This is a genomic window from Vibrio sp. KUL78, from assembly GCF_059725505.1.
The window spans coordinates 301,210-313,066 of sequence record NZ_AP045838.1 but is presented as its reverse complement, the minus strand read 5'-3'; the positions used below and the strand labels follow the sequence as shown (position 1 = coordinate 313,066).

Here is an 11,857-nt window from a genome sequence, read left to right as displayed (position 1 = left end):
AGCCGAAGATCCTTTATCATAAATCAGTAAAGCGATGGATGACCTGATTGGCGCTACCACGCCATTCAAGCTCTGGAGCGGCAAGATCTTTATCAAACTTACCGTCCACCAGCACATCAACAAGATCAACGACTTGTTTTTGCTCTGGCGTGAGTTCACTTAGAAGATAACCCGACCAAAGCCAAATATCTTTACCTACACATTCAGCTTTTACTCGTTGCACGAGTTTAAGCACAGCATCGACATTCGCAGGATGAAGTGGATCGCCTCCCGATAAAGACAGACCGCGCTTTTTTGATGCGAGTATCATTGAGATCAGCAATGATTTGGTCTTCAAGCTCTTGAGTAAACGGATGCCCAGAATGCAATGACCATGTTGCCTGGTTATAGCACCCACGGCATTGATGAACACAGCCAGAAACAAAGAGAGTACAACGCGTACCAGGTCCATTGACCACGTCGATTGGATGATACTGATGATAATTCATTGATTGTGACTCTCTTCTATTACTGGTTTTGCTTGTTTTTTACAGGTGTTTGACGCGGCGCTTAACTTCTTCTTGTTTACCGAAGTTAAATGGACGAGCATCAGGACTACCTAGATAGCCACAAACACGACGAGTTACAGATACACGCGTAGAATCGTGGTTACCACATTTAGGGCATGTAAAGCCTTTACTGGTACAGTCAAATTCACCCGTGTAGCCACACTCATAACACTCATCAATTGGTGTGTTGGTGCCATAGTAAGGAACACGACTGTAACTGTAGTCCCACACGTTCTCCAACGCTTCGATATTGCGTTGCATGTTCGGGAACTCGCCGTAGCAGATAAAGCCGCCTGATGACACTTCTGGGTATGGCATCTCAAAGTCGATCTTATCGTAAGGGTTTACTTTCTTCTGCACGTCTAGGTGGAAACTGTTGGTGTAGTAACCTTTATCGGTCACACCCTCAATAACACCAAACTCTTTCGTATCGATTTGGCAGAAACGGCTACATAGGTTTTCACTCGGCGTACCGTAAAGGCTGAATGCATAGCCTGTCTCTTGTGCCCACTCGTTTACTACGCTCTTCATATGCTTGATGATATCCAACGCCATATCGCGCATTTGATTATCGTCATACAAGTGAGTATCGTTTCCAAACAGTGCAGTCATTGTCTCGTGGATACCGATGTAACCAAGAGAAATCGACGCGCGACCATTTTTAAAGATTGGAGCAATCGAATCGTCAGCTTTAAGTCGGACGCCACACGCACCTTCCATATATAAAATTGGAGCGACACGTGCCTTAACTTTCTCTAAACGACTAATGCGAGTCTCAAGCGCTTTACGTGCAAGCACTAGGCGATCATTCAATTGTTCATAGAATTTGTCGACACTGCCATTTGCTTTGATTGCAATACGAGGAAGGTTAAGACTCACCACACCAAGGTTGTTACGCCCTTCATGCTGCAGTTCACCATTCTCTTCGTAAGTGTTTAGGAAACTACGACAGCCCATCGGCGTCTTGAACGAGCCCGTTACCTCGACTACTTTGTCGTAGTTAAGAATATCTGGGTACATACGTTTTGATGCACACTCTAACGCCAGTTGCTTAACATCGTAGTTAGGATCTTCTGACTTGTGGTTCAATCCATCTTTAATGGCAAAGACAAGTTTCGGGAATACCGCCGTCTTTTTGTTCTTACCTAGACCCGCAATTCGGTTCTTGAGAATAGACGTTTGAATAAGCTTAGATTCCCAACTTGTGCCAAGGCCAAAACCAAAGGTAACAAACGGAGTCTGACCATTAGCGGTATGCAGGGTGTTCACTTCATACTCTAATGACTGGAACGCGTCGTAACACTCTTTTTCTGTACGAGCTGTTGCAAATGCTTCTGGCTGGTGGATGTCCCACTCTTGCGCAATTTGAAGATGCTTGTCATAGCTAGCTTTAACATACGGTGCTAGTACTTCATCAATACGGTTGATTGTCGTACCGCCATAAATATGGCTTGCTACCTGAGCAATGATCTGTGCCGTTACCGCTGTCGCCGTCGAAATAGATTTTGGCGTATCAATCTCTGCGTTACCCATTTTGAAACCGTGAGTAAGCATGCCTTTAAGATCGATCAGCATACAGTTAAACATTGGGAAGAAAGGTGCGTAATCTAGATCGTGATAGTGAATATCGCCTTCGTCGTGAGCCTGCACAACATCACGCGGTAAGATACGCGTTTTAGCGTAGTGCTTAGCAACGATACCTGCAAGCAGGTCACGCTGAGTTGGAATCACTTTACCGTCTTTATTAGCGTTCTCATTAAGAAGATCGGCATTGCTCTCTTCGATAAGACCTTCAATCTCTTTAGTCAGAGCGCTCTTTTTCTCACGCGCAACATCGCGGTCGTGACGGTATTCGATGTATGAACGAGCCAGCCCTTTATATGGACCTTGCATCAGCTCATTTTCTACATGAGTTTGGATTTCCTGAATATCCACATGTTCGCAATCCTGCAGCTTAAGCTCGACTGCTAACGCCACATTTTTAGCGTACAGTTCGAACTCTTTGTCTGCATGTTCCGCCGCACTTACCACAGCAGCTTCAATACGATCCTTTGTAAACGGAGCACGAGAGCCATCTCTCTTGATTACGATTGTTTTCACCCTTTCTCCTTACCCCTAACATACTCACAGAGTTATCCACAAATACACTATATAGGGTTGTTAGCATTTATTCTGACACAATATATTGTGGTGTATTTAACGAAAAGCACCAACCGAAAGTATTGATTTGGATCAATAAAAACTGGGTAGTGAACAAGAAGAATTCGATCTAAATGAAGTGGATCTCATATGGTGCAATTTCCCAAATCAATGCCAAATTTTCAGGAAAAACAGTTGCATTTTTGCCAAGGCTTGCGGCACATTGCTTGAAACGATTTTTATGAATGGCAAGGGAAATGATAAGAACAATCCGTTATGGTTACCTGACATTTTCCCTACTAATAGGAATATCACTTTTTCCTACACTAGTAGGTGCGACCACGATAATGACATGGAATATAGAGTGGCTTACAACGACGCCATCGAAAAAGTTTCCAACGAGTTATCGTACTCAAGATGACTTTTCCGCACTGAAGACGCAATTCATGCAAACCAGTCCTGATATTCTCGCATTCCAAGAAGTGGACAGCATAGAGGCAATTTCTCAAGTTGTTGGACCCGATTATGACATCTACCTCTCAGACCGATCATTACCCAGCAATAAACAGCACCAGTTTTCAGAAATAAATCAATATACAGGCTTTGCCGTTCGTCATGGTCATACTGTAAAAGACGTTGCTGACTTCCCCCTAAGTAAAGGTGGGCGGCTTCGCTTTGCCTCTGCGATTGAGTTGACGTTAGACAACGGGTCTAGGATTAACCTCCTTTCTGTGCACCTTAAAGCCGGATGCAGTGGCAAATACACATCTAACAACTCGTGTAAGACACTCAAACAACAAGGCAGAGTCCTTAACAGTTGGCTCAAACAGCTAGAATCTAATGATGAATCGTATGTATTACTTGGAGACTTTAACCACAATCTCGCTTATTCAGGCGACTGGCTCTGGGCAACTCTCACGAAAGACCTCGATGCTGTGCCAAGACTGGCAACGAAATCCACTAAAGCCGAGTGTAAAGTGCGTTCTAATCGAAACCCGAACAAGACTCATCAGTTTCGGTCGTTGATCGACCATATTGTTCTCAGCCCCGATTTACGCAGCAGTCCAGCCCTACAAAATGTCATGCCGACGAAGAGTGTTCTTGATTACCAAATAAGCGATCATTGCCCAATCTTACTAAAACTGTATAGATAGACAGTAAAACCTTAAAGGTGGCTAAACTCATGATGAGTCAGTCACCTTACTCATCGATGAAGGGCGACAACAGCTCCTGAACAATCCTACCTTTCAAGCCTTGGTAGAATCGCTTAAATAGGACTATTCCTTTAGACCAAGCTTTAACAACAGTCTTCGTGGCGGACAAAAACCGGTGAAACCGCTTTGAATCAAATTAAGACCGATAAATACCGTAAACCAGACAAAATGATGGCTCACGTATACAGTCAGTATTAGCGAGATCAAAACCATGGATCCTGCGAGAATTCGAATGCCGTTTTCAACTTTCATAAACAACCTCTTAATAAGATATAGCTAATATAATTATGCAAATAAAAGCTCCGTTTCTAACACGGAGCTCTCCGCTGCGACGGCGTTGCTACACAGCCGCTTTCACTATGCCGCGATTTAATGCGACGTAATACAGAATCGGAATCACCAGTAAGGTTAACAATGTCGATACGAAGATGCCGAATATCAAACTTATCGCTAACCCATTGAAGATTGGGTCATCTAAGATAAAGACCGCGCCAATCATCGCAGCCAGTGCAGTGAGCATGATAGGTTTAGCACGGACGATAGCCGACTCAATCACCGCTTCACCAAGCTCCATTCCATCTCTTAACTGATGGTTAATAAAATCCACCAACAGTATTGAGTTTCGAACAATAATGCCCGCAAGCGCTATCATGCCGATCATCGACGTAGCGGTAAACTGAGCCCCCAGTAACGCATGACCCGGCATCACGCCGATAATAGTCAAAGGAATCGGCGCCATAATGATCAGCGGCACTAAATACGATTTAAACTGTGCGACTACCAGCAAGTAAATCAGCACCATACCAACTGCATAGGCAATACCCATGTCTCGGAAAGTTTCGTAGGTAATCGTCCATTCGCCATCCCAAAAGATCTCTACGCCTTTGAGTCCTGAGGGCTGATTGACAAAGTACTGCTCTACATCCATACCTTTATCCGAGAGGCTTGCTGCTATATCGGCCATACCATAGAGAGGGCTATCGAGTTCACCGGTCATGTCACCTACAACCATGATCATTGGGACCAGGTTTTTATGAACAATATAATTATCCATCGCTTGCTCACGTACCTTAATTAAATCGGCAAGGATATACTGCGTACCCGATGCAGAATTGATCTTCATATTCATCACCTGCTCCAAACGCACTTTGGCACTCTCTTTGGCCTGGATCTGAATTGGAATCGGATATTTGCTCTGCTCGCTATGCAAGTAACTCACAGGCTTTCCGCCTACTGCAGTCGCAAGTGAATCGACAATTGATGAATAGGCGACGCCTAAGCGAGAGGCTTTACTACGATCAATGACTACCTGCCATTTTTGATGCGCTTCTGGTAAATAGAGATCGACATCAACAATGTCATCCGTTTCGCGAAATATCTCTCTAAGTTGCAGTGCGGCTTGTTCGCGGACTTCTTGTGTCGGGCCGTACACTTCTGCCAAAATTGGTGACCACACGGGTGGGCCTGGAGGTACTTCAACCACTTTCACTTTGCCACCGAATCTCTGTGCAATCTCTACTAGCTTTGGTCTCACTTCGACGGCTATCTCATGGCTTGAACGAGCGCGCTCTGACTTATCCACTAAGTTAACTTGAATGTCCCCTTTCTCTGGTGCTTGACGCATGAAGTAGTGGCGCACTAATCCGTTGAAGTTAATAGGTGCCGCAGTGCCTGCGTAAATCTGATAATCACTAACTTCTTCAACGTCATTAAGTGCATCGCTGAGCTCGAACAACACACGTTGCGTGCGCTCTAACGAATTGCCCTCTGGCATATCCAAAATTACTTGGAACTCAGACTTATTATCAAACGGCAACATCTTCATGACGACGAGCTGTTGTACAGGTAGCCACATTGATACGGCAATCGCCACCAACACACCAACACCTAGTAATAAACGGTTGCGTTTTTGCACTCGACTAACGACAAACGGTGACATTACCTTTCTAAAGAAAGCCGCTTGTTTGCTACTGACTTCTTCTTTATGGTCAGTGCTCTCTTTCAGCAGGATTCGAGCTAACCATGGCGTTAATACAAACGCGATAATCAACGAGATCAACATCCCCATTGACGCATTGATCGGAATTGGGCTCATATAAGGGCCCATCAAGCCAGATACAAACGCCATTGGTAACAAAGCAGCGATAACAGTTAAAGTCGCTAGTATAGTGGGTCCACCAACCTCATCGACTGCACCAGGAATAAGCTCCGCCAATTTTTGCTTGCCTTTCACCATATGTCGGTGAATATTTTCCACCACAACAATGGCATCATCGACCAAAATCCCGATCGAGAAAATAAGCGCGAACAACGACACACGGTTAAGGGTAAATCCCCAAGCCCATGATGCGAATAGAGTCAGCAACAAAGTGATAATGACTGCGACACCAACCACAACCGCTTCGCGTACGCCCATAGTCACAAGAACCAACAGAACGACCGCTCCCGTTGCAAAAGCAAGCTTACCAATCAATGTATTGGCTTTATCCGCAGCAGTCTGGCCATAATCGCGAGTCACATCTACCTGAATGTTATCTGGAATTAGAGTGCTTTCGAGCTCACCTAAACGTTCATCAACCGCTTTAGCCACATCCACCGCGTTCTCACCGCTTTTCTTTGCTATCGCGATTGTCACTGCTGGTTTAATGTCACTCTTGTCACTCGTCCAAACAACTTGCGTTGGCGTATCTATTCCTAAATTGATATCTGCAATATCCGACAAGTAGACAGGTTGACCATCATGTAAACCGACCACTAGCTGCTTAACCTCATCAACATTGGTAAGAAACTCACCTATTTGCAGAGGTATGGACTGGTTGTCTTGTGTCAAAGCAAGCATAGGTGATGCTGAGTTAGCATCCGGCAACATCTGATTAAGCGAATCTATAGTGACACCGTAACCTGACATTTTTGCAGGGTCGAGTCTAACATCAACAATTGTTGGCTGACGGCCAACCGTGTAGATATCTCGCGTACCTGGAATACGTTTTAACTCTGTTTCCAACCCATGAGCCACACTGGTGATCTCTTCTAGCGATGCTGAGTCTGACTTAGGTGACAAGGTCACGTTTACAATCGGAACATCTTCGATACCACGAGGTTTGATAATAGGCTGCCCAACCCCCATGTTTGCCGGCATCCAGTCGTTGTTGGAATAGAGCTTGTTGTATATCTTAACCACGGCTTCATTTCTTGGGATCCCGACTTCGAATATCGCAACAATCATTGCTCCACCTGGTTGGGAGAACGAGTATATTTTGTCGATGCCGTTGATCTCGGACACGATTTGCTCAGCCGGATTGGTAACCAGACTCTCTACTTCTCTAGGTGACGCGCCCGGAAATGGAATGTAGACATCGGCGAAGGTCACATCGATTTGCGGTTCTTCTTCTTTAGGCGTCACGGCAATCGCCATCAATCCAAGCATCAGTGCAATCAAAGCTAATAGAGGCGTCATTGCCGATGACTGGAATGCGGCTGCTACACGGCCAGAAATTCCCATCTTATCGTCGTTTATGTTATGACTCATACCGCCCCCTACTTCTCGGCCAAATAGCTGACGACATCGGTAACAATTTCATCGCCCACTTCAAGGCCACTAAGTACTTCAAGTTGACCGTCATGGGATTGACCCACTCGTACTGGATTCATCGCCACTTTTTCATCGTCCACACGATAGACAACACTCAGTTCTCCGCGGCGAATAACAGCGGACTCTGGAATTTGAATCGATGGTTTTTCATCATGGGTAAAGGCGACTTTCACCCACTCACCTGGTAGTAAGTTTTGTGGCTGCTCAAGAAGCTCTAGACGAAGGCGGAAGGCACGAGATTTTTCATGAGCGTAGTTAAACAGCTTAGCCTCGTATGGCTCAAGGGTCGCGCCATTGAGAGTGGTTATAGAAAACTGATTGGCATCTGCGACTTTTTCACGGTAGCGCTGAGGAATTTCTGTTACTACACGAAGTGGCGACAGTGAAAAACCTGTCATCAATTGACTGCCTGGAGCGACCGTTTCGCCCAGTTCGACATGACGCTGAGTAACAACTCCCGTATAAGGAGCACGAATGCTGGTGTAGCCCAACGACTCTTTCGCCTGTGCGACAGCGGCCGTTGCTCGTTTAACCTCTGCAGCAGAGGAGCGCGCTTCGGCTTCAGCTGCATCTAAACGTTCTCTAGAAATTGCACCTTTAGGAAAGAGTTCGCGATAACGCTTTATCTGCGCTAACGCTTTAATATTTTGAGCATTGGCGCTGTTTAACTGGGCTAATGCTGCATCTAATGATGCTGACTGTTGCTCTGCACTGATTTCTAGGAGTACATCACCTTGGCTAACGATGTCATTCACATCAGCATTCACAGCAACGATGCGACCGGAGGTTTGTGCAGATAGCGTTCCGCGATTAACGGCTTCTACGGTGCCATCTAATTCCACAATAGAATCAACGCGTTTGATAGCAATAATTGTGGTGTCGAAAGCGTAGGCTGTTGGTGTTCCCAGAACAGCGACTACTACTGCCCACTTAGCTAGAGTAGATTTCATTTTGACCTCACGAGTTATAATTAGATATTGCTAATATAACCACATAGATTAGCTTTGTCTAATGTTAAATTTAGAATTTGCTAATTTACCAAATGAGCATCACTATCCCTCTAAAAATTAGACAAAAAAAGGCCCGATCGTACGATCGGGCCCACAAAAACTATCTTTAATTGGTTGATATTATGACTGGTTTGCCAACTCTGATGTTGCGCGCTTTTCCACGACTATGTCGGTAAGCACCATGCCAACTAACATAGCAGCCACAAAACCCAAAATCCCAAAACTGCCATTTGCCATAGATGAGATCGCTGGTCCAGGACAAATACCTGCAATACCCCAGCCGATGCCAAACAACGCGGCGCCACTCAACAGCTTTTTGTCTATCTTGTTATTGTCACTTAAACAAAACTGATCGGTACAAACTGGCTCTTGCTTCTTACGGATCACCAACCAATAACTCGGAGCAAAGACAAGTAGCGCACCGCCCATTACGAACGCCAAATCTGGAGACCACGCTCCAAAGATATCTAGAAATGCCATGACATTGGCTGGATCGCCCATGCCTGAAATGATCATGCCAGCACCGAACAAAAATCCACTTAGTATAGAAATAACACGTTGCATCTTTGTCTCCTAAAGTACATGAAGCATAACGAAGGTCGTTACCATGGCAACGCCCATAAAGGTCATTGTGGCAGCAATCGAACGCTTAGATAGACGCCCCATTCCGCAGATGCCATGACCACTCGTGCAGCCATTACCCAGCTTGGTACCAATGCCAACTAGTAGTCCACTGACTATTACGAGTGGAGTAGACACCACCATTTCAGCGGGTGCGATACCTAGCCATTTTGCAGACAGAACGCCGCCCAAAACCATACCAAGTACAAACAACACGCGCCAACTGGTATCACCAGTTTTAGCTTTGTAAATGCGACCGACAATACCACTAATACCGGCTATTTTACCGTTAAACAGTAACAGTAAAGTAGCAGACACACCGAGTAGCATTCCGCCCAAGAGCGAACCCCAAGGAAATGTAAATTCCATAACTACCTCATTGAATTTAAAACTTAAAATGATTTAAGTTGCAGAGTTCATGAGAAAACTCTGCAAGTTAAACCAACTTAAACGGTGGGGTTTAATGACAGTAGAGCGAATGCAATTGTTGGATCAGCCCAATTACACGTTCATCCTTCAGTGAGTAGTAAACGTGTTGGGACTCTTTTCTAACCGAGACTAACTCCGCCTTTTTCAAAACAGTTAGGTGTTGAGAAAAAGCGGATTGGCTGAGATCTGAGTTTTCCTGTAGTTGTCCAGCACCCATCTCTCCTTCTACTAACTGGCACAACACAAACAAACGATCCGGGTGAGCCAGTGTTTTTAGTACGTCAGCGACATCCACGACTTTCGCTTTCATTTGCGGTAAGTTCACCTTGCTACCTCAATGTGTTGAATAATTGGATGCATTATCTAAGCACTCATTAATTTAGTCAATACTTAATTAGGGTTTTAATATTTAGTCAAAATTATATTAGACATTTCTAATTATAGGAATTATAGTGTTGCTCATCCGTTAGTGAACTGAATTAATTTTTTGGGCAAAGTACCAAAGAAAACAAAGAGGTAAGGTATGACTAAGATTGTAATTGTAGGTGGGGTTGCTGGTGGTGCTTCCGCTGCTGCGCGTGCTCGTCGTCTGAGTGAAGACGCTGAAATCATCATGTTTGAACGTGGACCATTCGTGTCATTTGCAAACTGCGGACTGCCTTACCATATTGGAGGAGACATAAAAGATCGCTCCAAACTGCTACTTCAAACGCCAGAGAGCTTCTTGGCGCGCTTTAACGTCGATGTTCGAGTAATGAACGAGGTAAAATCGATCAACCGAGCTGACAAAACGGTGACTATCAAAAATCTTATAGACGGAAGTGAATATCAGGAATCTTACGACTTCCTTCTTTTAAGTCCGGGTGCGGCACCGTTCGTTCCTGCGATTCCGGGAATTGATAATCCCCTAACCCATTCGCTGCGCAACATTCCTGATATGGACCGCATCATTCAAACCATTCAGATGAATAAGCCAGAACATGCAACGGTAATTGGTGGTGGATTCATTGGCCTAGAAATGATGGAAGCCTTCCACCAGCTGGGTATCAAAACAACGCTTATCGAAATGGCTGATCAGGTAATGACGCCTGTCGATAAAGAAATGGCTGGATTTGCACACGCGGAAATCAAGCAACGCGGCATAGATCTACGTTTAGGTGCAGCGCTTGAATCTGTTGAATACATCCCTTCAACTCAAGTTGCTGATACTAGTTCCGGTGAATCAAGTGAACATCAGCATCTGCAAGGTAAGTTGGCTCTATCATTGAATAATGGCGATACACTCGAAACCGACTTACTGATTATGTCAATCGGTGTACGCCCAGAAACTAAGCTAGCACAAGAAGCAGGTCTACAACTTGGCGAACTTGGCGGCATTTATACCAACGACAGTATGCAGACGAGTGATCCTTCGATCTACGCGGTTGGTGATGCCATTGAAGATAAAGACTTTGTCACAGGCAAAGCGGGATTTGTTCCACTCGCTGGACCGGCAAACCGCCAAGGTCGTATGGCTGCAGACAACATGCTGGGACGCAGTGAAACGTACCAAGGTACACAAGGCACTGCCATTGTGAAGATCTTTGATTTGGCCGTAGCGTCAGTTGGCAAAAATGAAAAAGTCCTTAAACGTGAAGGCATCAACTACGAAAAAGTATACGTTCATACTGCAAGTCACGCTGGATATTACCCAGGTGCTGAGATAGTGTCACTGAAACTACTCTTTAGCCCTGAAACAGGCAAGATCCTTGGAGCACAGGCGGCTGGTAAAGACGGTGTCGACAAGCGTATTGACGTTCTTGCGGTGGCACAGCGTGCAAGCATGACGGTTGAACAGCTCCAACACTTAGAGCTTACTTATGCGCCTCCATACGGTAGCGCCAAAGATGTGATTAACCAAGCCGCATTTGTAGCAAACAACATACTGAAAGGCGATGCAACCCCTATCCACTTCGATGAAATAGACAACTTAAATGACGATCAAGTGCTGCTCGATGTGCGTAATCCAGGTGAGTTAGAGAACGTTGGCTTTATCGAAGGTGCGATTAATATCCCTGTCGATCAGCTACGCGGTCGAATGGATGAACTACCAAAAGACAAAGAGATTGTAATCTACTGCCAAGTTGGGTTACGTGGTAACGTGGCTTATCGCCAATTAGTCAACAATGGCTTTAAGGCTCGTAACTTGATTGGTGGCTACCGCACTTATAAGTTTGCGCAAGCTTAATCGTCAGTCGAACATGATTTAACTGGACGTAAAAAAGGAGCACCTAGGTGCTCCTTTTAATTTTGTATAAACCTTAA

Annotated in this window: 9 protein-coding genes and 1 pseudogene; 2 read left to right on the top strand and 8 right to left on the bottom strand. The window is 45.0% G+C overall.

What is annotated here, in order from left to right; genetic code table 11:
- Positions 1–16: 16 nt before the first annotated feature.
- Together nrdG and nrdD are read right to left on the bottom strand one after the other, a co-directional pair.
- Positions 17–488, bottom strand: a pseudogene (gene nrdG, locus AC6I8Y_RS18055) (anaerobic ribonucleoside-triphosphate reductase-activating protein).
- A gap of 39 nt (positions 489–527) precedes the next feature.
- Complete coding sequence (gene nrdD / locus AC6I8Y_RS18050; protein WP_498022521.1) at positions 528–2,648, bottom strand: anaerobic ribonucleoside-triphosphate reductase; 2,121 nt, start codon at positions 2,646–2,648, stop codon at positions 528–530.
- 386 nt (positions 2,649–3,034) lie between these two features.
- On the opposite strand from nrdD, the gene AC6I8Y_RS18045 reads away from it, so the two are divergent.
- Positions 3,035–3,841 carry an endonuclease/exonuclease/phosphatase family protein gene (locus AC6I8Y_RS18045; RefSeq protein ID WP_498022520.1) on the top strand — a complete coding sequence of 269 codons (807 nt, stop codon included), beginning with the start codon at positions 3,035–3,037 and terminating at the stop codon, positions 3,839–3,841.
- 123 nt (positions 3,842–3,964) lie between these two features.
- On the opposite strand, the gene AC6I8Y_RS18040 is transcribed toward AC6I8Y_RS18045, so the two are convergent.
- The 6 genes from AC6I8Y_RS18040 to AC6I8Y_RS18015 all read right to left on the bottom strand — a co-directional run bounded on the left by AC6I8Y_RS18040 (position 3,965) and on the right by AC6I8Y_RS18015 (position 9,863).
- Entirely contained in the window at positions 3,965–4,153 is a 189-nt protein-coding gene (locus tag AC6I8Y_RS18040; protein WP_252017186.1) for a YgaP family membrane protein, read from the bottom strand.
- Between the two features lie 88 nt (positions 4,154–4,241).
- Positions 4,242–7,430, bottom strand: a complete 3,189-nt coding sequence (locus tag AC6I8Y_RS18035; protein ID WP_498022517.1) for an efflux RND transporter permease subunit — start codon at positions 7,428–7,430, stop codon at positions 4,242–4,244.
- 8 nt (positions 7,431–7,438) lie between these two features.
- The gene (locus AC6I8Y_RS18030; RefSeq protein ID WP_394151041.1) at positions 7,439–8,443 is read right to left on the bottom strand and encodes an efflux RND transporter periplasmic adaptor subunit; all 1,005 of its coding nucleotides are present in this window, start codon (positions 8,441–8,443) and stop codon (positions 7,439–7,441) included.
- A 180-nt stretch (positions 8,444–8,623) separates the two neighbouring features.
- The gene (locus AC6I8Y_RS18025) at positions 8,624–9,067 is read right to left on the bottom strand and encodes a YeeE/YedE family protein (RefSeq protein ID WP_252017183.1); all 444 of its coding nucleotides are present in this window, start codon (positions 9,065–9,067) and stop codon (positions 8,624–8,626) included.
- Between the two features lie 9 nt (positions 9,068–9,076).
- Complete coding sequence (locus AC6I8Y_RS18020) at positions 9,077–9,493, bottom strand: YeeE/YedE family protein (RefSeq protein ID WP_234496785.1); 417 nt, start codon at positions 9,491–9,493, stop codon at positions 9,077–9,079.
- Positions 9,494–9,584: 91 nt separating this feature from the next.
- The gene (locus AC6I8Y_RS18015) at positions 9,585–9,863 is read right to left on the bottom strand and encodes an ArsR/SmtB family transcription factor (protein WP_252017229.1); all 279 of its coding nucleotides are present in this window, start codon (positions 9,861–9,863) and stop codon (positions 9,585–9,587) included.
- Positions 9,864–10,076: 213 nt separating this feature from the next.
- On the opposite strand from AC6I8Y_RS18015, the gene AC6I8Y_RS18010 reads away from it, so the two are divergent.
- Positions 10,077–11,780, top strand: coding sequence for an FAD-dependent oxidoreductase (locus tag AC6I8Y_RS18010; protein ID WP_498022514.1), 1,704 nt, complete (start codon positions 10,077–10,079; stop codon positions 11,778–11,780).
- Positions 11,781–11,857: the final 77 nt, after the last annotated feature.